Origin of the sequence: Streptomyces sp. NPDC088354 (assembly GCF_044753585.1) — a bacterium.
Lineage (GTDB): Bacteria > Actinomycetota > Actinomycetes > Streptomycetales > Streptomycetaceae > Actinacidiphila.
This window is the reverse complement of record NZ_JBIVNJ010000010.1, coordinates 61,552-84,308: the sequence shown is the minus strand read 5'-3', so window position 1 is coordinate 84,308 and position 22,757 is coordinate 61,552. Positions and strand designations below refer to the sequence as shown.

At 73.2% G+C, this 22,757-nt stretch carries 22 protein-coding genes and 1 pseudogene; 15 read left to right on the top strand and 8 right to left on the bottom strand.

The window, feature by feature from the left end:
* Nucleotides 1-11 precede the first annotated feature (11 nt).
* The 5 genes from ACIP98_RS17455 (at nucleotide 12) to ACIP98_RS17435 (ending at nucleotide 3,012) form a co-directional block, all read left to right on the top strand.
* Nucleotides 12-326 carry a hypothetical protein gene (locus tag ACIP98_RS17455; protein WP_401976679.1) on the top strand — a complete coding sequence of 105 codons (315 nt, stop codon included), beginning with the start codon at nucleotides 12-14 and terminating at the stop codon, nucleotides 324-326.
* Nucleotides 327-345: 19 nt separating this feature from the next.
* The gene (locus ACIP98_RS17450; RefSeq protein WP_319662010.1) at nucleotides 346-549 is read left to right on the top strand and encodes a hypothetical protein; all 204 of its coding nucleotides are present in this window, start codon (nucleotides 346-348) and stop codon (nucleotides 547-549) included.
* Nucleotides 550-792: 243 nt separating this feature from the next.
* Nucleotides 793-1,077 carry a Sec-independent protein translocase subunit TatA gene (gene tatA / locus ACIP98_RS17445; protein ID WP_319662011.1) on the top strand — a complete coding sequence of 95 codons (285 nt, stop codon included), beginning with the start codon at nucleotides 793-795 and terminating at the stop codon, nucleotides 1,075-1,077.
* Nucleotides 1,078-1,142: 65 nt separating this feature from the next.
* Complete coding sequence (tatC, locus tag ACIP98_RS17440; RefSeq protein WP_319662012.1) at nucleotides 1,143-2,087, top strand: twin-arginine translocase subunit TatC; 945 nt, start codon at nucleotides 1,143-1,145, stop codon at nucleotides 2,085-2,087.
* Between the two features lie 31 nt (nucleotides 2,088-2,118).
* Nucleotides 2,119-3,012, top strand: coding sequence for a diacylglycerol kinase (locus tag ACIP98_RS17435; RefSeq protein ID WP_401976676.1), 894 nt, complete (start codon nucleotides 2,119-2,121; stop codon nucleotides 3,010-3,012).
* A 13-nt stretch (nucleotides 3,013-3,025) separates the two neighbouring features.
* Here ACIP98_RS17435 and ACIP98_RS17430 read toward each other — a convergent pair whose 3' ends face one another.
* Nucleotides 3,026-4,810 (bottom strand): MOSC domain-containing protein, encoded by a 1,785-nt coding sequence (locus ACIP98_RS17430; protein ID WP_401976673.1) that lies wholly within the window; start codon nucleotides 4,808-4,810, stop codon nucleotides 3,026-3,028.
* Nucleotides 4,811-4,969: 159 nt separating this feature from the next.
* On the opposite strand from ACIP98_RS17430, the gene ACIP98_RS17425 reads away from it, so the two are divergent.
* Nucleotides 4,970-7,804 carry a DEAD/DEAH box helicase gene (locus tag ACIP98_RS17425; protein WP_319662016.1) on the top strand — a complete coding sequence of 945 codons (2,835 nt, stop codon included), beginning with the start codon at nucleotides 4,970-4,972 and terminating at the stop codon, nucleotides 7,802-7,804.
* 119 nt (nucleotides 7,805-7,923) lie between these two features.
* Complete coding sequence (locus tag ACIP98_RS17420; protein ID WP_319662017.1) at nucleotides 7,924-8,601, top strand: helix-turn-helix domain-containing protein; 678 nt, start codon at nucleotides 7,924-7,926, stop codon at nucleotides 8,599-8,601.
* Here ACIP98_RS17420 and ACIP98_RS17415 read toward each other — a convergent pair.
* From ACIP98_RS17415 to ACIP98_RS17405, 3 genes are all read right to left on the bottom strand, one after another.
* Nucleotides 8,555-9,529: an ADP-ribosylglycohydrolase family protein gene (locus ACIP98_RS17415; RefSeq protein ID WP_401976670.1), complete on the bottom strand. Its 975-nt coding sequence runs from the start codon at nucleotides 9,527-9,529 to the stop codon at nucleotides 8,555-8,557. The genes ACIP98_RS17420 and ACIP98_RS17415 overlap by 47 nt on opposite strands.
* A 41-nt stretch (nucleotides 9,530-9,570) precedes the next feature.
* Entirely contained in the window at nucleotides 9,571-9,900 is a 330-nt protein-coding gene (locus ACIP98_RS17410; protein WP_319662019.1) for a hypothetical protein, read from the bottom strand.
* A 570-nt stretch (nucleotides 9,901-10,470) separates the two neighbouring features.
* Nucleotides 10,471-10,695: a DUF397 domain-containing protein gene (locus ACIP98_RS17405; protein ID WP_401976668.1), complete on the bottom strand. Its 225-nt coding sequence runs from the start codon at nucleotides 10,693-10,695 to the stop codon at nucleotides 10,471-10,473.
* A 213-nt stretch (nucleotides 10,696-10,908) separates the two neighbouring features.
* Between ACIP98_RS17405 and ACIP98_RS17400 the strand changes: the two genes are divergently transcribed.
* From ACIP98_RS17400 to ACIP98_RS17390, 3 genes are all read left to right on the top strand, one after another.
* Complete coding sequence (locus ACIP98_RS17400) at nucleotides 10,909-11,604, top strand: PadR family transcriptional regulator (RefSeq protein WP_401976667.1); 696 nt, start codon at nucleotides 10,909-10,911, stop codon at nucleotides 11,602-11,604.
* 213 nt (nucleotides 11,605-11,817) lie between these two features.
* Nucleotides 11,818-12,849 carry an ATP-binding cassette domain-containing protein gene (locus ACIP98_RS17395; protein ID WP_319662022.1) on the top strand — a complete coding sequence of 344 codons (1,032 nt, stop codon included), beginning with the start codon at nucleotides 11,818-11,820 and terminating at the stop codon, nucleotides 12,847-12,849.
* Entirely contained in the window at nucleotides 12,846-13,667 is an 822-nt protein-coding gene (locus ACIP98_RS17390) for an ABC transporter permease (protein ID WP_319662023.1), read from the top strand. Before ACIP98_RS17395 ends, ACIP98_RS17390 begins: the two co-directional genes overlap by 4 nt.
* 80 nt (nucleotides 13,668-13,747) lie before the next feature.
* Here ACIP98_RS17390 and ACIP98_RS17385 read toward each other — a convergent pair whose 3' ends face one another.
* Together ACIP98_RS17385 and ACIP98_RS17380 are read right to left on the bottom strand one after the other, a co-directional pair.
* Nucleotides 13,748-14,602 (bottom strand): siderophore-interacting protein, encoded by an 855-nt coding sequence (locus tag ACIP98_RS17385; protein ID WP_401976663.1) that lies wholly within the window; start codon nucleotides 14,600-14,602, stop codon nucleotides 13,748-13,750.
* Between the two features lie 106 nt (nucleotides 14,603-14,708).
* Nucleotides 14,709-15,626 carry a 5'-3' exonuclease gene (locus tag ACIP98_RS17380; protein WP_319662055.1) on the bottom strand — a complete coding sequence of 306 codons (918 nt, stop codon included), beginning with the start codon at nucleotides 15,624-15,626 and terminating at the stop codon, nucleotides 14,709-14,711.
* A 175-nt stretch (nucleotides 15,627-15,801) separates the two neighbouring features.
* Between ACIP98_RS17380 and ACIP98_RS17375 the strand changes: the two genes are divergently transcribed.
* The 3 genes from ACIP98_RS17375 (at nucleotide 15,802) to ACIP98_RS17365 (ending at nucleotide 19,606) form a co-directional block, all read left to right on the top strand.
* Complete coding sequence (locus tag ACIP98_RS17375) at nucleotides 15,802-16,914, top strand: glycine betaine/L-proline ABC transporter ATP-binding protein (RefSeq protein ID WP_401976844.1); 1,113 nt, start codon at nucleotides 15,802-15,804, stop codon at nucleotides 16,912-16,914.
* Nucleotides 16,907-18,712 (top strand): ABC transporter permease/substrate binding protein, encoded by a 1,806-nt coding sequence (locus ACIP98_RS17370; protein ID WP_401976662.1) that lies wholly within the window; start codon nucleotides 16,907-16,909, stop codon nucleotides 18,710-18,712. Before ACIP98_RS17375 ends, ACIP98_RS17370 begins: the two co-directional genes overlap by 8 nt.
* A 159-nt stretch (nucleotides 18,713-18,871) precedes the next feature.
* Nucleotides 18,872-19,606: a helical backbone metal receptor gene (locus tag ACIP98_RS17365; protein WP_319662027.1), complete on the top strand. Its 735-nt coding sequence runs from the start codon at nucleotides 18,872-18,874 to the stop codon at nucleotides 19,604-19,606.
* A gap of 203 nt (nucleotides 19,607-19,809) precedes the next feature.
* Here ACIP98_RS17365 and ACIP98_RS17360 read toward each other — a convergent pair.
* Nucleotides 19,810-20,016, bottom strand: a pseudogene (locus ACIP98_RS17360) (alpha-L-rhamnosidase C-terminal domain-containing protein); the annotation flags it as partial.
* 125 nt (nucleotides 20,017-20,141) lie between these two features.
* Between ACIP98_RS17360 and ACIP98_RS17355 the strand changes: the two are divergent.
* Nucleotides 20,142-20,594 (top strand): GNAT family N-acetyltransferase, encoded by a 453-nt coding sequence (locus tag ACIP98_RS17355; protein WP_319662028.1) that lies wholly within the window; start codon nucleotides 20,142-20,144, stop codon nucleotides 20,592-20,594.
* Here ACIP98_RS17355 and ACIP98_RS17350 read toward each other — a convergent pair.
* Nucleotides 20,578-21,264, bottom strand: a complete 687-nt coding sequence (locus tag ACIP98_RS17350; RefSeq protein WP_319662029.1) for a gamma-glutamyl-gamma-aminobutyrate hydrolase family protein — start codon at nucleotides 21,262-21,264, stop codon at nucleotides 20,578-20,580. The two genes, ACIP98_RS17355 and ACIP98_RS17350, sit on opposite strands and share 17 nt — an antisense overlap.
* A 106-nt stretch (nucleotides 21,265-21,370) precedes the next feature.
* On the opposite strand from ACIP98_RS17350, the gene ACIP98_RS17345 reads away from it, so the two are divergent.
* Nucleotides 21,371-22,747: a glutamine synthetase family protein gene (locus ACIP98_RS17345; protein WP_401976658.1), complete on the top strand. Its 1,377-nt coding sequence runs from the start codon at nucleotides 21,371-21,373 to the stop codon at nucleotides 22,745-22,747.
* The last annotated feature ends 10 nt before the right edge of the window (nucleotides 22,748-22,757 follow it).

Below are 22,757 nucleotides of genomic sequence, written 5' to 3'. Positions count from 1 at the left end.
GGGGAGCACCCATGACGGACACTGCGGACACGGCGGACCGGGCCGACCGGGCGGACGCGGCCCGCACCTTCGGCCCGGACGATCCCGTCCCCGACGGCGATCCGGCGCCGGAGGCGGTCTTCCGGGCCTCCTGCACCGAGTGCCGGGCGAGCTTCGAGCTCACCGCGGGCGACCTGCGGCTGGCCATCGGCGGCAGCCACCGGACGACCTTCTACTCCTTCACCTGCCCCGACTGCGGCAGCCCGGTGCGCAAGCCGGCGGGCGACCGCATAGTGGAGCTGCTCACCGACGGCGGTGTGCGCACGATGCGGCTCCACCTGGGCTGAGCCGCTACGCTCGGCATCCATGTGGTGGCTCTACCTGTACGTCGGCCTCGCGACCGCCGGCATCCTCGTGCTCGGCGTCCTCGGCATCCGCGTGTACGCCGAGGTGGTCGGCCTCGCCCGTCAGGTGGGGCGCAGCAGCGCCGATCTGACGCGCGCCGCCGACGAGTTGCAGCGTGCCGCCGATCCGCTGGCCAGGGAGGCCGGGGAGCTCTCCCGGCCGTGAACTCCGGCCGGCCACCGGGCAGTACCGCCTCCGACGGGCTCTCGTTCTCAGCGGTCCCGGGAGGTACGCTGCAGATCGCGGCCCCACGAGAGCGCGGCAGGGGCAGCAACTGTACGGATGCCGGGTGATTGCCACACGTTTACTCCCGCACGTTACGATCGCTGGCAGAGTGGTCAGCGGGCCTACTGCGCCCGCGGGTCACAGACAGGTACCCATGCCGCCTCGGTGAGAAGGTAGACGCACATGTTCGGACGGCTCGGCCCCACCGAGATCATTCTCATTCTCGTCGTCATCCTGCTGCTTTTCGGCGCCAAGCGGCTGCCGGACATGGCACGCGGCCTCGGCAAGTCGATGCGCATCCTCAAGAGCGAGGCCAAGGCGATGAAGAACGACGACGCGCCCCCCGCCGAGCAGCCGGCGGACGCCCCGCAGGCCGCGCCGCGTACGATCCAGGCGGCACCCGGCGACGTCTCCAGCGCCCGCCCGGTGAACGAGACGCCGCAGCAGACGCAGCACACCCAGAGCTGACCGCACGGCACAGGTACGCGGAAGCCGACCGCGACGGCGGCGACCGCCCGAATTGAGGACGTGGGTTGCTCAAGTCCGCCCGCCAGCAGCAGGAGAGGGACCCCGAGGGGCGCATGCCCCTCGTGGAGCACCTGCGTGAACTGCGCAACAGGCTCTCCAAGGCGTTGCTCGCGATCATCGTCGTCACGGTCGTCGCCGCCTTCTTCTACAACGAGATCATCGAGTTCTTCACCAAGCCGGTGCTGGAGTCGGTCGGGTGCAAGAGCACGTTCACCGAGCTGGCCAAGCAGTCGCAGGGCACGTGCGCCCGGATCACCATCAACGGTCTGCTGACGCCGTTCACCCTGGCGCTGAAGGTCTCGCTGATGGCGGGCGTGGTGCTCGCCGCACCGGTCTGGCTGTACCAGCTCTGGGCGTTCCTCGCACCGGGTCTGCACCGGCACGAGAAGAAGTACGCGCTGTCCTTCGTCGGCGCGGGCTTCCCGCTCTTCCTCGGCGGCGGCTTCTTCGCCTACAAGGTGCTGCCCACCACCGCGAAGGTACTGATCGGCTTCACGCCCGGCAACGTCGAGAACCTGCTTCCGCTGGACGACCTGCTGGACCTCGTCACGCGCATGGTCATCGTCTTCGGGCTCGCCTTCGAGATGCCGCTGCTGCTGGTGCTTCTGAACTTCGGCGGTGTGGTCACCGGGCGGCGGATGCTGAGCTGGTGGCGCGCGATGATCGTCGGTATCACCGTCTTCGCGGCGGTCGCCACCCCCAGCACCGACCCGCTGACGATGATGGCGCTGGCGGGCCCGATCTGGGTGCTGTACTTCATGGCCGTCGCCGTCTCGCTCCTCAACGACCGGCGCAAGCGCCTGGCCAACCCCGACGCCGACCTGGACGACGACGAGGCGTCCGAGCTCGACCTCACCCCCGAGCCCGTCGGGGCTCCGGTGCCCGAGCAGGCGTCGCCGGTGGACGACGACATCCAGCCGAGCGGACGCGGCTTCGACGACGCCACCTGACAAGGGCGGTGACGCGCGGTAGGGTCCGCGCGTGACCAGCGAGATCACCCTCATCGTCAATCCCACCGCGGGCCGCGGCCGGGGCGCGCACGCCGCGTCGCCGGCGGTCCGCGCGTTGCGGGACGCGGGCCACACCGTCCGCACGGTGACCGGCACCGACGCCGCCGACGCCCTGCTCAAGGCCCGCAGGGCGGTGGAGGGCGGCACCCGCGCCCTGGTCACGGCCGGCGGCGACGGCATGGTCTCCCTGGCGCTGCGCGCGGTGGCGGGGACCGGCACCCCCATCGGCGTGGTCCCGGCGGGCACCGGCAACGACTTCGCCCGCGCGGCCGGGCTGCCGCTGGGCGACCCCGCGGCGGCCGGGCGGCTGATCGCGCGGGCGCTGGCGGAGGGGCGGACCCGGGAGATCGACCTGGGACGGGTGGGCGAGCGGTGGTTCGGCACCGTCATGGCCTCCGGCTTCGACTCCCGCGTCAACGACCGGGGCAACCGCATGCGCTACCCGGCGGGCCGGCTGCGCTACGACGTGGCGATGCTGGCCGAACTGGCGGCCCTGCGGCCCATCCGGTACCGGATCGCTCTCGACGACGGCCCGGAGCGGGAGATCGAGGCGACGCTGATAGCGGTGGGCAACGGCTCGTCGTACGGCGGCGGCATGCGGATCTGCCCGGAGGCCGCGATGGACGACGGCCTCTTCGACATCTGCGTGGTGGGCCCCTGCTCCCGCGGCACGCTGCTGCGCGTCTTCCCCCGGGTCTTCCGGGGCACCCACACCACGCACCCGGTGGTCACCGTGCACCGCGCCGCCAAGGTGACGCTCGCCGCCGCGGACCTGACCGGCTACGCGGACGGGGAGCGCCTCGGGCCGCTGCCGCTGACCGCGGTCACGGTGCCCCGCGCGGCGCGCCTGCTCACCGGGGCGTGAGCCCGCCCTCACCTCACAGGTCCAGGACGAGGTCCTCGGGCGGCTGCGCGCAGCAGATGAGGACGTTGCCGTCGGCGGGCGGGTCGACCGGGTCGGGCTCGTAGACGGCGCGGCCCGACAGCAGCGCGGTCTCGCAGGTGTGGCAGACACCGGTGCGGCACGACCAGCGCGTGGGCACGTCGCAGGCCTCGGCGAGTTCCAGCAGCGTCCCGTAGCCGGGGTCCCAGGGCACGTTGAGGCCGCTGCGGGCGAAGGACACCGTGGGTCCGGTGGCCGGGCCGGGCGGCCGCGCGGGCTGGTGCGGGGCCTTCGCCGGGCCCTGCGCGATCCCCGGGGTGATCGCGGACTGCGCCCCGAAGGCCTCGGTGCGGATGCTTCCGGCCGCGAGCCCGCAGGCGCGCAGGGCCTCGGTCATGTCCGCCATGAAGGCGTCGGGACCGCAGATGTAGGCCTCCGCGTCGGCCGGCGGCGCCAGTCCGCGCAGCACGTCCGCCGTCAGCCGTCCCGCCGCGGTGCAGTCGGCCCCGACGCTGTCCTGCGCGCGCGGCCTGCTGTACGCGATGAACGCGCGGCTGCCGGGCAGCCGGGCCAGCAGGTCGCGCGCCTCGGCCGCGAAGGGGTGGTGGAGGCCGTCCCGGGCGCCGTGCACCCACCACACGGGTCGCGGGGTGTCCGCGTCGGCCAGTGCGTGCAGCATCGCCAGCACCGGCGTGGCGCCCACGCCCGCGGACACCAGCAGGACCGGCGTGTCGCCCTCGGCCAGGGTGAAGGCGCCACGGGGCGCGGCCACGTCGAGCACGTCATCCACCTTCAGGTGCTGGTGCACGTAGGTGCTCGCCACGCCGTGCGGCTCCTGCTTCACGCTGATCCGGTAGGCCGCCGCGCCCGGCCGGCCCGACAGCGAGTAGCTGCGGATCACCGGCGGCGCGTCCGGGTGGGGCCGCATCCGCACGGTGAGGAACTGGCCGGGCAGCCCCGGCGGTACCGGCCGGCCGTCGGGCGCGGCCAGCGTCACGGAGGAGATGCCCTCGCTCTCCGGGGCGATGGCCGCCACCCGCAGCGGCCGGAAGCCGGGCCACGCGGGCGGCGGGCCGACGCTTCCCGCGGTCAGCCCGGCATTGCCCGTGGACGTCCCCGGCGCCCGGTCGCCCTCGGCCGCGTCCGTGAGCAGCGCCCGCATCGAGCCCTGCCAGCCGGGGCTGAGGGCCGGGATGCGCAGGGCGCGCTCCACCTGGGACCGCTCGTGGCCCGGCAGGTAGAGCACCGCGTCGATCTCGGCGACGGTCATCGCCTCGGGGCCCGTGGCGATCTTGACGATCTCGTCGCCGGCCGCCACCTCGCCCTCGGTCAGCACCCGGAAGTAGAAGCCGGGCCGGGCGTGCGAGACCAGCAGCGCCGCCATCTGCGGCTCCTCCATCCGCAGGCCGACCCGGTAGCAGGTCACCCGGGGCTGGGTCACCTCGAACTCCGCGGTGCCGATGCGGTAGCGGTCGCCGATGCACACCTCGTCGTCCGGCAGCCCGTCCACGGTGAAGTTCTCGCCGAACTGGCCGTAGGACAGGTCGTCCCGCTTCAGATGCTCCTGCCAGTGCCGGTAGGAGTCGAGCTGGTAGACCAGCACCGCCCGCTGCTCGCCGCCGTGCCCGGCGAGGTCGCCCTGGCCGTCGCCGTCCAGATTGAGCCGCCGCACCCTGCGCCGGCCGGAGACGGGCCGCTTCCAGACGCCGGTGTGCGTGATCCGGCCGCGCCACTCGACGTCCTTGGGCAGTCCGACGTTCACGGAGACCAGGGTGGCCATGTGCTCTTCCTTGCCGGGGCGGGGATGCGTGCCTGCCACGCTAGTGGCGGCACGACTCTTCGCAAATCGGGCGCGAGGCGGCCCGGTGCGGCGGTCCGGGTGTGCGAGCGGTAAAAGATCAGTCGGCTGTCAGTGCCGCCGGGTAGTCTCGTTTTCAAGATGAACGACGAGATGTCTCCCGCCGAGCGCTACGCGGCGGCCAAGGTCCGGGCCGCCGAGCAGGCCACCGCACTCGCGGGCTTCCGCGAGCTGTACGACTTCGCCCTGGACCCCTTCCAGATCGACGCCTGCCAGGCGCTGGAGGAGGGCAAGGGCGTGCTGGTGGCGGCGCCCACCGGATCGGGCAAGACCATCGTGGGCGAGTTCGCGGTCCACCTGGCCCTGCGCGAGGGCCGCAAGTGCTTCTACACCACGCCCATCAAGGCCCTGTCGAACCAGAAGTTCACCGACATGGTCAAGCGCTACGGCGCCGAGCGCGTCGGCCTGCTCACCGGTGACAACAGCGTCAACGGCGATGCGCCGATCGTGGTCATGACCACCGAGGTGCTCCGCAACATGCTGTACGCGGGCTCCCAGGCGCTCGACGGCCTCGGCTACGTGGTCATGGACGAGGTGCACTACCTCTCCGACCGCTTCCGCGGCGCGGTGTGGGAGGAGGTCATCATCCACCTCCCGCAGTCCGTGACCCTGGTGTCGCTCTCCGCGACCGTCTCCAACGCCGAGGAGTTCGGCGACTGGCTGGACACGGTGCGCGGCGACACCGAGGTCATCGTCTCCGAGCACCGGCCCGTGCCGCTGTGGCAGCACGTGCTGGCCGGCCGCCGGATGTACGACCTCTTCGAGGAACGGGCCGGCGCGAGCGCCCCGACCCCCCAGCGCGCCGTCAACCCCGACCTGGTGCGCCTGGCCCGCATGGAGAACCAGCGCGCCTTCAACGGCCGCGACCGGCGTGCCGGCAAGATGCGCGAGGCCGACCGCGAGCGGGACCGGCGCCAGCAGCGCCGGATCTGGACGCCCAGCCGGGTCGAGGTCATCGAGCGGCTGGACGCCGAGGGGCTGCTCCCCGCCATCACGTTCATCTTCAGCCGGGCCGGCTGCGAATCCGCCGTCCAGCAGTGCCTGTACGCCGGCCTGCGGCTCAACAGCGAGGAGAACCGGGCCAGGGTCCGGGCCATCGTCGAGGAGCGCACGAAGTCCATCCCGGACGAGGACCTGCACGTCCTCGGCTACTTCGAGTGGCTGGAGGGCCTGGAGCGGGGCATCGCCGCGCACCACGCGGGCATGCTGCCGACCTTCAAGGAGGTCGTCGAGGAGCTCTTCGTCAAGGGCCTCGTCAAGGCGGTCTTCGCCACCGAGACACTCGCGCTGGGCATCAACATGCCCGCGCGGTCCGTGGTGCTGGAGAAGCTCGTCAAGTGGAACGGCGAGACCCACGCCGACGTCACCCCCGGCGAGTACACGCAGCTCACCGGCCGCGCCGGGCGGCGCGGCATCGATGTCGAGGGCCACGCCGTCGTGCTGTGGCAGCGCGCCTTCGACCCGGCGCACCTGGCGGGGCTCGCCGGTACGCGCACCTACCCGCTGCGGTCGTCCTTCAAGCCCTCGTACAACATGGCCGTCAACCTGGTCGGCCAGTTCGGGCGGCACCGCTCGCGGGAGCTGCTGGAGACCTCCTTCGCGCAGTTCCAGGCGGACCGCTCGGTGGTCGGCATCTCCCGGCAGGTGCAGCGCAACGAGGAGGGACTGGAGGGCTACAAGGCCTCCATGACCTGCCACCTCGGGGATTTCGACGAGTACATGTCGCTGCGCCGGCAGTTGAAGGACCGCGAGGCCGAACTGTCCCGCCACGGGGCCAACCAGCGCCGGGCGGCCGCCGCCGAGGCCCTGGAGAAACTGCGGCCCGGCGACATCATCCACGTCCCGTCCGGCAAGTTCGCCGGCCTGGCCCTCGTCCTGGACCCCGGCGTGCCGGCCGGCCGCAGCCCCGGCCACCACAACCGGCACGACCAGTTCCACCAGGACGGGCCGCGCCCGCTGGTGCTGACCGCCGAACGCCAGGTCAAACGGCTGGCGCAGATGGACTTCCCGGTGCCGGTCGAACCGCTGGACCGGATGCGCATCCCGAAGTCCTTCAACCCGCGCAGCCCGCAGTCCCGGCGCGACCTCGCGTCCGCCATGCGCTCCAAGGCCGGAACGGCCGGCATCGCGCCGCAGCGGCCGCGCCGCGAGCGCTCCGCCGCCGCGGACGACACCGAGATCGCGCGGCTGCGCACCGCCATCCGCGCGCACCCCTGCCACGGCTGCGACGAGCGCGAGGACCACGCCCGCTGGTCCGAGCGCTACCAGCGACTCGCGCGCGACACCAAGCAGTTGGAGCGGCGGATCGAGGGGCGTACCAACACCATCGCCCGCACCTTCGACCGCATCTGCGCCCTGCTGACCGACCTGGGCTACCTGGAGGGCGACCAGGTCACCCCCGACGGGCGCCGGCTCGGCCGGCTCTACGGCGAACTCGACCTGCTCGCCAGCGAATGCCTGCGCGACGGCGTGTGGGAGGGCCTCGACCCCGCCGAACTCGCCGCCTGCGCGTCGGCCTTGGTCTACGAGTCGCGGTCCGCCGACGACGCGCTGCCGCCGCGGCTGCCGTCCGGCAACGCCAAGGAGGCGCTGGGCGAGATGGTCCGCATCTGGGGCCGGCTGGACGCGCTGGAGGAGGAGCACCGCATCAACCAGGCCGAGGGCGTCGGGCAGCGCGAGCCCGACCTCGGCTTCGCCTGGTCCGCCTACCGCTGGGCCTCCGGCCACGGCCTCGACGCGGTGCTGCGCGACGCGGACATGCCGGCCGGCGACTTCGTGCGGTGGACCAAGCAACTCATCGACGTGCTCGGCCAGATCGCCGGCGCGGCCCCGGAGGGCGGTCAGGTCCGGCGCAACGCCCGCAAGGCGGTCGACGGTCTGCTGCGCGGCGTCGTGGCCTACTCCTCGGTGGGCTGAGCCCTTCCGGCCCCGGCGGCGGTTCCGGCCGTGCGGGGCGAGCGGGCTCCCGGCGTGAGGAGTTCGCCCGGTCCCGCAGGCTCCGGGCGGGGCCGGGAGCGCTGTGCGAGGATCGAAGAATGAGCGGCACGGGACGGCGGGTCGGGCGGCCGCGGGCACAGGAGCGGCCGGAGACCGGGCTGTCCCCCCGGGAGGAACTGCTGGCGGCGGCGGCGGAGCTGTTCACCACGCGGGGCTACGCGGCCACGACGACCCGGGCGGTCGCGGACCTCGCCGGTATGCGGCAGGCCTCGATGTACCACTACTTCGCCGGCAAGGAGGACCTGCTGGCCGCGCTGCTGGAGGGCACCGTACGCCCGTCCCTCGAGCTGGCCGGCGCGCTGACCCGCCGGGAGGACGCGCCGGGCGAGGTGCGGCTGTGGGCACTGTGCCGAGCGGACGTGGCACTGCTGTGCGGCGGCCCGCACAATCTGGGCGTGCTCTATCTGCTGCCCGAGGTGCGGGCCGAGCGCTTCGCCGGGTTCCGTGCGGTGCGGGACGAGCTCAAGGCCGCCTATGCCGCGCTGCTGGCCGCCACCGCGTCCGGTGCGCGCCTCACGCCCGCGGCCTTCGCCGTCCGCGCCGACCTCGTGTTCGGTCTCATCGAGGGCGTGATCCTGATCCGCCGCGAGGCGGCGATCCCCGATGCCCCGGCCTTCGCCCGGGCAGCTGCCGACGCCGCGCTGCGGGTCGCCGGCTGCCCGGAGGACGTCATGGCCCGCCTGCACCGGGAGGGCGAGGCACTGCTGCCCCCGTGAGCCGTGCGGCCAGGTCCACCAGATCCGCCAGGCGCAGCACCCGCCCCGGCCATCCGGGCATCGGCACGTGCAGGGGTTCGGTCCACCGCGTCGGAACGGCGCCGAGTCCGTGGACCGCGCCGGCCAATGTGCCGGTGACCGCGGCGACCGTGTCGGTGTCCCCGCCGAGGTCGATCGCGGCGCGCACCGCGTCCTCGTAGGAGCCGGTCGTCCGCACCGCCCAGAGCGCGGAGCCGAGGCAGGGCCAGACCGCGCCGTTGAACTCGGTGGCCAGGCCGGGGTGCCAGTCCGGCGCGAGCACGGCGGACCACCGTGCCCGGAAGGGATCCGGCACCTGCGCCAGGGCGTCGGCCACGACCGCGGGCGCGACGGGGTCCCCGCCGTCGAGGGCGACGCGCACGAGGTCGTGGAGGATCGCGCTGCCCTCCCAGGCGGCACGGTCTCCGTGGGTGAGGGCGGCGATCCGGCGGGCCGCGTCGAGCGAGGCCGACCGCCCGTGCCCGGCGAAGTGGACGGCGGCGGGGGCGGCGCGCATCAGGGCGCCGTTGCCGGCCGCCCGGGCGTGGGTCTGGAAGTGCAGGGCGGCGGCGAGGTCCCAGGGATCGCCCGAGGTGAGGACGGCCTCGGTCTGCAGCCCGATGTCCTTGGGGTCCGCGGCGGACCAGCGCCGGAAGCGCGCGAAGAGGTCCGGCAGGTCGAGGGTTCCGCGTTCCAGCAGCGAGTCCGCGACCAGCACGGCCATCTGTGTGTCGTCCGTGGCCTCGCCCGGGTCCCACCCGCCGCCCCCGCACATCTCGCCCCCGCCGCCCGCACACGGGAACCGCGCGCCGAACGCGCCCTCCGGACCGAACTCGAAGGGCGCGCCCAGTGCGTCACCGACCGCCGAGCCCACGACGGCGCCGGCCGCTCTTTCACCGCGTTCCGTCACCTCGCCAGGCTACGTGGCACGGGGAGCGGCGGGGTATCGGCTCAGCAGTAGCGGTTCCAGCCCGCGCGGTACCCGTCGCGGTAACCCTGCCGGTAGTCACGGTCATCGCGCCGGGGATCGTAGGAATCCCGGTAGTCGCGGCAGCGCGGCCGGGAGTGGCGGGAGTCCCAACGTCCGTCGTCGTACCCGTCCCTGAAGCCCCGTTGGTACCTGTCGCGTGACGACTGCGGGGCGATGGCGCCGGCGGACGGTGCCGCGACGGCCGCCGTCGGTGAGGCCGCGGCCGCTGGTGACGCCGCGGCCGGCAGGAACGCCACGGCGCCCGCCGCCACCGGGGCAACGAGCAGGGCCAAAAACTGCTGTGCGCGCATGATGTCCCCTTCCGGAAGCCGGAACGCGCAGTCGACGCGCCGTCCTGGCGAGGCGGCCGATGCGGCGGCCGGCCGGGCGGACGCGGTGGAGAAGCCGAGGTGCGCCATCGTCAAGAGCCGGGCCGGAGCCGGGCCCTTCGTGGCCGGGTCACCCTCGGCGCTGTCCGTTCTTCGACCGTAGCGAGACGGGTGTGATGTGTCCAGTTGTGGGTGAATTGACGGGTGGGGCCGGTGGGTTGCGGATCCGGGCCGATCCGGCACCCGGCCCCGCGGACCGCCCCTGGGCCCCCTGCCCGGCGTCGTGCTCCGCCGGGACGCCGGCGTCGGTACCTCCCGCAGCTGACGTTCTTGGCCGTCGGTGCTGCCGGTGCTGCCGGTGGATGCGAAACGGCCCCCGGAGAGGTCTCCAGAGGCCTTCTGTCGAAGCGTCAACGGGCCGACCGCGCAGGCGAGTCGGCGGCCTCGCCGCGGGACGGGGGGAGCGGCCGGGGCACTTGGGGGGCCCACTCGCCGGCCACGTCGGTCGGCCGCGGGCGGGCCCGCCAAGTGCGCGGTGGCGCGTGAGGGGTCCTAGCCGAACTCGCCCTCGCGCACGCCGTCCCGGAACGCTTCCCACTCTCCGGCGGTGAACCGCAGCGGCGGCAGGTCGGTGTTGTTCGAGTCGCGGAGGGCGACGGCTCCGCCGCCGAGGTCCGCCACCTCGACACAGGTCTCGCGGTAGGGGCTCTTGCTGCTCTTGGTCCAGCGCGCTTCCGTCAGGTCGCGTGCGTACAGTTCGTTCTTTCGCGCTTCCATCAGAAACTCCGTTCGAGATTCGATCGGATTTCCCCCCTCTCACCCTTTCACCCTTGTCCCGTCCCTCCTGCTCCGCAACCTGCGGGCGGTCCGGTTGATCATGCGGCGCCCGTGCGGGCACCCGGGGGCGAAATTCGCGATGTATCGCGCTTGTGGAGCCGCGACACTCGCGATATGTTCGGCTACGGATATACGGGAGCGAGGTGTACGGACATGGCGACGCGGCGCAAGCTCGGCAACCCCCTGGCGCTGGCGGTGATGGCGACGCTCGGCGAGCGGCCCATGCATCCGTACGAGATCGCCCAGGTGCTCCGGCAGCGGGGCAAGGAACAGAGCATCAAGATCAATTACGGCTCGCTCTACACCGTCGTGCAGAACCTGGAGAAACACGGATTCGTCGAGGTGACCGGCGTCCAGCGACAGGGCAACCGCCCCGAGCGCACGCTGTACGGCCTCACCGACGCCGGTCGCGAGGAGATGCACGACTGGCTGTCCGACCTGGTCGCCGTCCCCGTCCGCGAGTACCCGTCCTTCGAGGCCGCCCTGTCGCTGCTGCTCGTGCTCCCCGCCGACGAGGCGGTCGGGCTGCTCACCGAGCGGGTGGCCAAGCTGGAGGTCCAGGCGGCAGCCGTCCACGGCGTGCTCGCCCGGCTCCGCCGCGACCTGCCCCGGGTGTTCCTGCTGGAGACCGAGTACCAGGTGCACATGATCGAGGCCGAGGCGGCCTGGATCCGCGGCTTCCTGGACGACCTCGACCAGGGCGCCGTCTCCGGCGCCGCCGAGTGGCGGCAGTGGCAGGCGACCGGCGAGATGCCGGACACCTGGACCGGGATCGACGAGCTGACCCGCGACGGCGCGGCCGCTCGCCACTTCAGGGAGGAACTGGACAAGCTCACACCCCCGACATGAGAGAACCCCCGGTGGGCCGCTGCGGGAACAGCGGCCCACCGGGGGTGGAACCCCGGACCGGACAACCGCGGGAACGGATGCCAGGCGATCGAGGTGCGGCACACCCAGAGTAGCCCGGTAGTCCTCCCGTCGATCGGTCCGTCGCAGCACGCCGACATCCTCGGTGCGTTCAGTGCATCGACTTATCGACACAGACAGGCGGAGGAATCTGTCATGAACACCCGCGCGCCCGCGATCGTGGCGCACGACCTCGTCAAGACCTATCCCGGCGACGTCCGGGCACTGGACGGCATGGGCATCACCGTGCAGCCCGGCACCGTCTTCGGGCTGCTGGGCCCCAACGGCGCCGGCAAGTCCACCACCGTCAAGATCCTGACCACCCTGGCCCGGCCGGACTCGGGGACCGCCGTCGTGGCCGGTCACGACGCGCTGCGCCACCCCGACCGGGTGCGGTGCGCCATCGGCGTCGTCGCGCAGAAGTCCGGTGCCGACCCGGTCGCCACCGGCGCGGAGAACCTGCTGCTGCAGGGCCGGCTGTACGGCCTGCGAGGCGCCGGTCTCACCGGCCGGGTCGCCGAACTCCTCGCCCGGTTCGACCTCGTCGACGCCGCCAAGCGCCAGGTCAAGACGTACTCCGGGGGCATGCAGCGGCGTCTGGACGTCGCCCTCGGCCTGGTTCACCGTCCCGAGGTGCTCTTCCTCGACGAGCCGACCACCGGCCTCGACCCGGAGGCGCGCACCGCGATGTGGGAGGAGATCACCCGGCTCGCCGGCGACGACGGGCTGACCATCCTGCTCACCACCCACTACCTGGAAGAGGCCGACCGGCTCGCCGAGCGCGTCGCGATCGTCGACCGCGGCCGGGTGGTCGCGGAGGGCACGCCCGACGGACTCAAGGGCGAACTGCGCGGCGACGCGGTGCACGTGGAACTGCGCGAGCCGGCCGGTCCGGTCGACGCGCATCTGCTGGAGACCGCGCTCACCGAGTTCGCCGGTGTGCGGGAGGCGCTGCTCGACGGGCGCCGGCTCAGCGCCCGCGCCGACGACGGGGGCGCCGCGGTGCCGCGGGTGCTCGCGGTCCTGGAGCGCGAGGGCGCCGCCGTCGCCTCCGTCACCGTCGCCCGCCCCTCCCTGGACGACGTGTACCTGCGCTATGCCGGACGTCGTTTCGCCGATGCCGACGCCGGCTCCGCCGCGGCCGCCGGCGCCGCCACCGTCCACGCGAACGCCGGAGGTGCGCGATGAGCGCGATCAGCCCGAGGAGCGCGAAGGCCGGGCCGGTGCCGGCGAGCGCGGCCCTCACCCAGACCTGGTACATGACGCAGCGCCAGCTGATGGCGGTCTGGCGCCAGCCCGCCTACCTGCTCATCACCCTGGTGCAGCCGGTGATCTGGCTCTTCCTCTTCGGCGGGCTCTTCCGCCGCGTCGTGGAGCTGCCCGGCTTCGGCGCTACCTCGTACCTGGACTACCTCGTGCCGGGCGTCGTCGTGATGAGCGCGCTGTCCTCCAACATGTGGGCCGGGATGGGCACTTTGGAGGAGATCGAGCGCGGCACCCTCAACCGCTTCCTGACCACGCCGGTCAGCCGGGCCGCCCTGATCAACGGCAATGTGGTCTCGCAGGGGCTGAGCACCGCCCTCCAGTCGGTCGTGATCGTGGCGCTGGGCAGACTGGGCGGCGCCGACTACCCCGGTGGGGTCGTCGGACTGCTGGTGCTGTTCGTGGCGTCGGTGCTGCTCGGCACTCTGGTGGGGGCCTTCTCCAACGCCATGGGCATGCTGGTGCGGCAGCGCGAGAGCATCATCGGCATCAACACCTTCCTGCTGCTGCCGCTGACGTTCCTGTCGTCCGCCTTCATGGCGCCCGCGCTGATGCCGCCCTGGATGCGGCACGTCGCGGACTTCAACCCGGTGAACTGGGCGCTGGTCGCCGGGCGTTCGGCGATGGCCGACACCCCGGACTGGGGCGGCGTGCTCAGCCGGGGCGGCGCGCTGGTCGTCGTCGCGGTCGCCGCGGTGTGGCTGTCGACCCGCACCTTCCGCTCGTACCAGAAGTCGGTCTGAGCCCGCACCGGGACGACAGCGAGGCGTGGCCCCGTCAAGGGGTCACGCCTCGTGCGTCGGGTACGGGCAGGAGGACGGCGTCAGGAGGCCAGGGCCCTGGGGGCTTCCTGCTCCTCCTCCACCCGGCGGTTCCAGTCCGCCTTGGAGGCCTGCCAGCCGTCCTCGTCGTGGCCGGTGCGCCAGTAGCCGGAGATCGACAGCCGCTCGCGCGGCACCCCGTGCTCGACGCGCAGCAGCCGGCGCAGCTGCTTGACGAAACCGGCCTCGCCGTGGACGAAGGCCTGCAGGTCCCCGGCCGGGAACTCCAGCGCCTGCACCGCGCGCAGCAGGGCCTCGCCGACCCGGCCGCTGCCGCGGTGCACCCAGGTGATCTCGGCGTCGCCCGAGGTGGGGAGCTTCTGCTCCTCCTCGGGCCCCGCGACCTCCACGAACACATGGGCGCGGGCGCCCTCGGGCAGCCGTTCCAGCGACGCGGCGATGGCGGGCAGCGCGCTCTCGTCGCCCACCAGCAGATGCCAGTCGGCGGCCGGGTCCGGGGCGTAGGCGCCGCCGGGGCCGAGGAAGAGGATCTCCTCGCCGGGCCGGACGCGGGCGGCCCACGGGCCGGCCAGGCCCTCGTCGCCGTGCAGGACGAAGTCGACGGTCAGCTCGCACGATGCGGCGTCCCAGCGGCGCACGGTGTACGTCCGGGTGCGCGGCCACTGCTCGCGCGGGAACTCCGCGCGGATCGCCTGGATGTCGAAGGGTTCCGGGTAGGTCACGCCCTCGGCCGGGAAGAGCAGCTTGATGTAGTGGTCGCTGCATTCGCCCACCGGAAAGCCCTGGAGCGAACCGCCGCCGAGCACCACGCGGATCATGTGCGGGGTCAGCCGTTCCACGTGCTGCACCTGCGCGCGGTTGAGCTGCGGCTTCCTGCGCACCGGACGGTCTGCCATGAACACACTCCTCGCGACGGTTAGGCAAGCCTAACCGATAGTGCCCCCGGAATGCGACGACTCCGGGAAGGTCGCGCGTTCCCTCGGGCACCCACCCCACCCCGTCTCAGCCGGCCTGCGCGGCCCCCAGCACCGTGAGCAGCCGCTGGAGCGCGCCTCCCAGGCCCCACCGCTCGGCCAGCGCCGACAGCTCCTGCGGGTGGCGCGGTTCGCGGGGGAGCCGCGGATCGAAGGCGGGCATCGGCACATCGCCGGCGACGTGGACGACCTTGGGCGCGACGGCGACGTAGTCCGCCGCCTCCTGCAGCCGCTTGCGCTGCGCCGGGGTGACCTTCGAGGCGGGGTCGTGGGCGGCGGCCATGATCCCCGCCAGGTCGCCGTACGCGTCGAGCAGCTTGGCCGCGGTCTTCTCGCCGATGCCCGGCACGCCCGGCAGGCCGTCGCTCGGGTCGCCGCGCAACGTCGCGAGGTCGGCGTAACCGGGGCCGTCCACCCCGTACTTGGCGCGCAGCCACGCCTCGTCGACCACGTCCAGCGCGCCCACGCCCTTGACCGGGTACAGCACGCGCACCCCGCGCGCGTCGTCCACGAGCTGGAACAGGTCGCGGTCGCCGGTGACGATGTCCACCGGTCCGGCCGCCGCCCCCGCCAGGGTCCCGATCACGTCGTCGGCCTCGTACCCCGCGACACCGACCCGGGCGATGCCGAGCGCGTCCAGCACCGCCTCGATCACCGGCACCTGCGGCGACAGCGTGTCCGGCACCTCCTCGATGTCCGAACCCTGCGGGACCTCCTCGGCGACGCGGTGCGCCTTGTACGAGGGGATCAGGTCCACCCGCCACTGCGGGCGCCAGTCGGCGTCCATGCACGCCACCAGGTCGCCGGGGGAGTGGTCGGCGACCAGGCGGGCGATGAAGTCCAGCAGACCGCGCACGGCGTTGACCGGTGTGCCGTCCGGGGCGCGCACCGAGTCGGGCACCCCGAAGTACGCGCGGAAGTAGAGGCTGGCGGTGTCGAGGAGCATCAGGCGTCGAGTCACACGCCGATGATGCCGCACGCCGCCGACACCGTGACCTCGGTCACGGAACGGTTTGCTCCGCTTGTGTCGGGGCACCCGCCGTCCCGGAGCGGGCCAGGACCGCTCCACGACCTGGGTGCGGGGGCAGCAGGTCGTTCTCCGCACGACCCGAGAGGTGCATGTGCACAGGCTGCAGGCAGAGCATCTGTACAAGGTGTTCGGACCCGACCCGGAGGACGGCGTACGCCGTCTGCGGGACGGCGCCGGACGCGACGAGCTGCGCGAGAGCGGCACGACCGCGGCGGTGATCGACGCGGGCTTCGACGTCCACGAGGGTGAGATCTTCGTGGTCATGGGGCTGTCCGGCTCCGGCAAGTCCACCCTGCTGCGCACGCTCAACGGGCTGCTCCCCCCGACCTCCGGGCGGGTGCTCTTCGACGGCCGCGACCTCACCGCACTGTCCCCGCGCGAGCTGCGCCGTGTGCGCTCGCACGGCATCAGCATGGTCTTCCAGCACTTCGCGCTCTTCCCGCACCGCACCGTGCTGGAGAACGCCGCCTACGGCCTGGAGGTGCAGGGCGTCGGCCGCACGGAGCGCGAGGAGCGCGCCGCCCAGGCGCTGGAGCTGACCGGGCTGGCCGGCTGGGGCGACTCCTGGCCCGACGAACTGTCCGGCGGCATGCAGCAGCGCGTCGGCCTGGCCCGCGCCCTCGCCACCGACGCCGACGTGCTGCTGATGGACGAGTCCTTCAGCGCCCTCGACCCGCTCATCCGGCGCGACATGCAGGACCAGCTCCTGGAACTGCAGCGCGCCCTGAAGAAGACCATCGTCTTCATCACCCACGACCTCAACGAGGCCATGCGGCTGGGCGACCGCGTGGCCGTCATGCGCGACGGCCGCATCGTGCAGATCGGCACGCCCGAGGACATCCTGCTGCGTCCCGCCGACGACTACGTCGCCTCCTTCGTGCACGACGTCGACCGCTCCCGCGTGCTGACCGCGGGCACCGTCATGGAGCCGCCGTCCGGTTCGGACACCGGCGACTGCCGTTGCGAGAGCGTCGACCCGCGGACCCCGCTCGCCGACGTGCTCCCGGTCAGCGCCCGCACGCCGCACCCGGTCACCGTGCGCGACAGGAGCGGCGACGTCGTGGGCGTGATCGCCCAGGAGCGGCTGCTCGCCTGCCTCGGCTCGTACGAGGGCCCGCCCGCCGCCTGCACCGACGAGGCCGCGCCCGCGGCAGCCGCGCCCGATGTGCCGGCGCAGGCCCGGAAGGAGGCGGCGCGTGCCTAGACTGCCGCTCGGCGACTGGACGGACAGCGCCGTCACCTTCCTGCGCGACCACTTCGGTCCGCTCTTCGACCTCATCAGCGCGGTCGTCTCCGGCATGTACGACGGCCTCGACGCCGTCCTGCGGGCCCCCGCGCCGCTGCTGCTCGCCGGCATCCTCGCCGTCCTGGCGCTGTGGCTGCGCGGGGTGACCGCGGCGGTGCTGTCCTTCGCGGGCCTGGCCGTCGTGGTCTCGGTCCAGCAGTGGGACGAGGCCATGGACACCCTGTCCCTGGTGCTCGTGGCCACCGTCATCACGATCGTGCTGGCCGTGCCGCTGGGCATCTGGTCGGCGCGCAACCGCACCGTCTCCGCCGCGCTCCGGCCGGTGCTGGACTTCATGCAGACGATGCCCGCCTTCGTCTACCTGATCCCCGGCATCTTCTTCTTCGGCGTCGGCCAGGTGCCCGGCATCATCGCCACCATCGTCTTCTCGCTGCCGCCGGGCGTGCGGATGACCGAGCTCGGCATCCGCCAGGTCGACGGTGAACTCGTCGAGGCCGCCGAGGCGTTCGGCACCACCCCGCGCAACACCCTGCTGCGGGTGCAGCTGCCGCTCGCGCTGCCCACGATCATGGCGGGCGTCAACCAGGTGATCATGCTGGCGCTGTCCATGGTCGTCATCTCCGGCATGGTCGGCGGCGGGGGCCTGGGCGCTTCCGTCTTCACCGCCATCAGCCAGGTCGACATCGGCCTCGGCTTCGAGGCGGGCCTGTCCGTGGTCATTCTCGCCATGTACCTCGACCGCGTCACCGGCGCGCTCGGCAGCCGCGTCTCGCCGCTCGGCCGCCGCGCGCTCGCCGCGGCCGCCGCCCCGCGCCGGTCCCGGCTGTGGACCTACCGTCCGCACACCTCCGTGGCCGTCGTCGGTGCCGTCGTCCTCGCGCTCGTCGCCGGCGGCATGAACATCCTCGGCGGCGGGGACGACGCGCCCGCCGTCTCCGGCGCGAAGAACGTCGGCAAGGGCCGGCAGGTCGACCTGGGCTACATCCCCTGGGACGAGGGCGTCGCCTCCACCTTCCTGTGGAAGGAACTGCTGGAGCGCCGCGGCTACCGGCCGAAGGTCACCCAGTACGACGTCGGCGCGCTCTACACCGGCATGTCCGCCGGGCGGGTCGACGTCGAGACCGACTCCTGGCTGCCCGTCACCCACCGGTCGTACTGGGAGAAGTACAAGAACCGGCTGGACGACTACGGCTCCTGGTACGGCCCCACCTCCCTGGAGCTCACCGTCCCCTCCTACGTCAAGGGCGTCGACTCGCTCGCCGACCTCAAGGGGCAGGGCAAGCGGTTCGGCGGCCGGATCATCGGCATCGAGCCCGGCGCCGGGATGATGAAGATGCTCAACGACACGGTCCTGAAGAAGTACGGCCTGGAGGGCGAGTACAAGGTCACCACCGGCTCGACCGCGAGCATGCTGGCCCAGCTCGACCGCTCGATCAAGGCCAAGGAGCCCGTCGTCGTCACCCTGTGGTCCCCGCACTGGGCCTACAGCGAGTTCCCCCTGAAGAAGCTGAAGGACCCGCTCGGCGCCTGGGGCTCCGGTGACGGCATCCACACGCTGGCCCGCGACGGCTTCGCCGCGAAGGAGCCCGCCGTCGCCCGTTGGCTGAAGGACTTCAGGCTCAGCGAGAAGGAGCTCAACGGGCTGGAGGCCGCCGTGCACGGTGCCGGTCAGGGCCACGAGCAGGACGGCGTCCGCGACTGGCTCGCCGAGAACCCGTCGGCCGAGAACCGGCTCGCTCCGGTGGGGTCCCACTGACGCCACGCGCCTGACCCCACGCGCCTGACCCCACGCGCCTGACCCCACGCGCCTGACCCCACGCGCCCGCACGGCGCGGCACCCGGATCCCCCTCCCTCAGTTCCGGCGGCCGCGCCGTCCGGCCGTCCTCGCCCGCCGGGGCTCGATACGGTGGGCATATGACCCGTCGCGACTCCGGCCCGGCACGGCGTGTGGTCTCCCTCGTGCCCTCGCTCACCGAGGCGGTGGCGACCACGGCGCCCGCGCTGCTGGTGGGCGCGACCGACTGGTGCAGCCACCCGCCCGACCTGCGCGTCACCCGGGTCCGGGGGACCAAGAACCCCGACATCGAGGAGATCGTCCGGCTGGCCCCGGACCTGGTGATCGCGAACGAGGAGGAGAACCGCGCGCCCGACCTGGGCGCGCTCCGTTCCGCCGGGCTCGACGTGCTGGTCACGGAGGTGCGCAGCCTGCCGCAGGCCTTCGACGAACTGCACCGCGTGGTGGTCGGCGCCCTGGGCCTGCCCCGTCCCGCGTGGCTGGACGCCGCGGAGAAGGCCTGGGGCACCGTCCGGCCCGCGCCCCGGCCGCGACGGGCCGTGGTCCCGATCTGGCGGCGCCCCTGGATGGTGCTCGGGCGGGACACCTTCGCGGGCGACCTGCTCGCCCGGCTCGGCGTCGAGAACGTCTACGGCGGCCACCAGGAGCGCTACCCGCGGGTCCCGGTCCAGGAGCTCAACGCCGCGGGGGCGGACGTGGTGGTGCTGCCCGACGAGCCGTACCGCTTCACCGCAGAGGACGGGCCGGAGGCTTTTCCCGCCCTGCCCGCGGCGCTGGTCAGCGGCCGCCACCTGACCTGGTACGGGCCGTCGCTCGCCGAGGCCCCCGCGGTCCTGGCGGCGGCGCTCGGCTGACGTCAGGGGCGGCGGGGCGTGTCCGGCCCTCGCGCGCGGTGGCGCGCCGCCCCCTCCCGGCGACGCCTGGCACGTCCTGGACAACGTCCTTCGCAGGACCGGCTGACGCCGTCCGCCGCGGGGCACGCCGGCCGTGTGCCCGGCTGCGCCCCGGGGTGCGCGGCGGAGCACTGCCGCGCACCCCGGGGCGGGGGATACCGGTGTCAGCCGCGGCCCGCGGACCCGAACGCCGTGTGCCCCGAGCCGACGCGGTAGACCGCACGGCCGTCCCGGACGCCCAGGTACGCGGCCCGGCCGCCGGAGACGGTGCAGCGGCCGCCGTCCACCACCGGCAGGGCCACCGTCGCCGTGACGTTGACCGGCACGTCGACCGAGGTGTCCACGCCGTGCCGCGTGCGCGCCCACCTCGCCGCGCACGGTCCACTGCGTACCGGAGGCGTGGCTCACCCCCGCGTCCGCCGGGCCACTGTCAACGGTCGTGCGGGCGCGAACCCCGCTTCCCGGCCGCGCCGCGGCCGACCGTAGGGTGAAACGCATGAGTGACCTGCGCATGCGCCCCGCGACGCCCGCCGACCTGCCCGAGATCGTGGCGATGTTCGCCGACGACGAACTCGGCCGGAGCCGCGAGACCCCCGACGACATGACGCCCTACCTGGCGGCGTTCGAGCGGGTCGCCGCGGACCCGGGCCAGCACGTCGTCGTGGCGGAGCGGGACGGCCGGCTGGTGGGCGTGCTGCAGTTGTCGGTGATCCCCGGTCTGTCACGGCGCGGCGCGACGCGCTCCGTGATCGAGGCCGTGCGCGTGCACAGCTCCGCCCGGGGTGGGGGCCTGGGGTCGGCGATGATCGAGTGGGCGGTCGAGGAGTCCCGCCGGCTGGACTGCGCGCTGGTGCAGCTCACCTCCGACGCCTCCCGCACCGACGCGCACCGCTTCTACGAGCGGCTCGGCTTCACCGGTTCCCACGTCGGCTTCAAGATGCAGCTCTGACCAGCGCCCGCATCACCCGCTCGTCGGCGTCGTCCATCTCCGGGTGCCACTGCACCCCCAGGACGAAGGCGTCGCCGGGCAGCTCGACCGCCTCGGCGGTGCCGTCCTCGGCGTGGGCGGCGACCAGCAGCCCCCGCCCGAGGACGTCGACCGCCTGGTGGTGGTAGGTGGGCACGGAGACGGCCTCCGGGACCGCCTCCGCGTACCGCGTGCCGGGCACCGGCTTGACGAGGTGGTCACCGAAGACCCCGGCGGCCGGGCCGCGGTGGCCCTCCAGGTGCTGGACGAGCGTGCCGCCGAGCGCGACGTTGAGCAGCTGCATGCCGCGGCAGATGCCGAGCACCGGCACCCCCGCGGTCAGGGCGGCCCCGATCAGGGCGAGTTCCCAGGCGTCGCGCTCGCGGGCCGGCGGATCGGTGTGCGGGTCGCGCTCCGCCCCGTAGTGCCCCGGGTCGACGTCCGGGCCGCCCGCGACCACGAGCCCGTCCAGCCGCGCCACCGTCTCCGGGGCGATCCCCGGCTCGTCCGGCGGGAGCATCGCCGCGAGCCCGCCAGCGCGCTGCACCAGACGCGGATACCCGGCCGGCAGCAGGGCGGCGGGCAGGTCCCAGGCACCCCAGCGGGCGGAACCGACCCAGTAGGTGCTGATCCCGATGAGCGGACGGGCCACAGGAGCCTCCCGGCGACGCGCGGATTTCTTCTCGCACCGTACCCAACCAGCCCTCCCGGCCCGTACTTTTGGATCACCTGTCGGCCGGTAGGAGAGGTGACCACCCGTGGAGCACCGAACAGCCCCGCTCAGCACCCACGACCTGAGGCGTCTTGTCGACGCCGGGGAGGTCGACACCGTTGTCGTCGCGTTCGCGGACATGCAGGGCCGTCTCCAGGGCAAGCGCTTCGCCGCGCGCCACTTCCTCGACGACGTCCTGGAACACGGCACGGAGGGCTGCAACTACCTGCTGGCCGTGGATGCCGACATGAACACGGTCGACGGCTACGCCCTGTCCTCCTGGGAGCGGGGCTACGGCGACTTCGCCCTTCACCCGGACCTCGCCACGCTGCGCCGCACCCCCTGGGACGCGGGAACCGCCCTGGTCATCGCCGACCTGCGGCTCCTGGACCACGACGCGGCGCCGGTCGGCCCCTCGCCCCGGCAGATCCTGCGCCGCCAGCTGGAACGGCTCGCCGAACGCGGCTGGACCGCGTACGCGGGCACGGAGCTGGAGTTCATCGTCTTCAAGGACACCTACGAGCAGGCCTGGAACAGCGGCTACCGCGACCTGACGCCCGCGAACCAGTACAACGTCGACTACTCCCTGCTCGGCACCGGCCGCATCGAGCCGCTGCTGCGCCGCATCCGCAACGAGATGGGCGCGGCCGGGATGCGCGTGGAGTCCGCCAAGGGCGAGTGCAACCTCGGGCAGCACGAGATCGCCTTCCGCTACGACGAGGCCCTGGTCACCTGCGACCAGCACAGCGTCTACAAGACGGGCGCCAAGTCGATCGCGTCCCAGGAGGGTTACGCGCTGACCTTCATGGCCAAGTACAACGAGCGCGAGGGCAACTCCTGCCACATCCACCTGTCGCTGCGCGACGCCGACGGGAACCCCGTCTTCGCGGGCGAGGAGCCGGGCGCGATGTCGGAGACGATGCGCCACTTCCTGGCCGGGCAGCTCGCGGCACTGCGCGACTTCTCGCTGCTCTACGCGCCCAACATCAACTCCTACAAGCGCTTCCGGCCGGGCTCCTTCGCGCCGACCGCCGTCGCGTGGGGCCCGGACAACCGCACCTGCGCGCTGCGCGTCGTGGGGCACTCCCCGGCCGCGCTGCGCCTGGAGAACCGGGTGCCGGGCGGCGACGTGAACCCGTACCTGGCCGTGGCCGGCATGGTCGCCGCCGGGCTGTACGGCGTGGAGAACAAGCTCGCCCTCCCGGAGCCCGTCACGGGCAACGCCTACGCCGAGGACGGCGTGGCGCGCGTGCCCACGACGCTGCGCGAGGCCGCGGAACTGTGGCAGGCCAGCCCGATCGCGCGCGCGGCGTTCGGCGACGAGGTCGTCGAGCACTACGCGAACATGGCCCGCGTCGAACAGGACGCGTACGACACCGCCGTGACCGACTGGGAGCGCTACCGCTCCTTCGAACGCATGTGAGGCCCGCAGT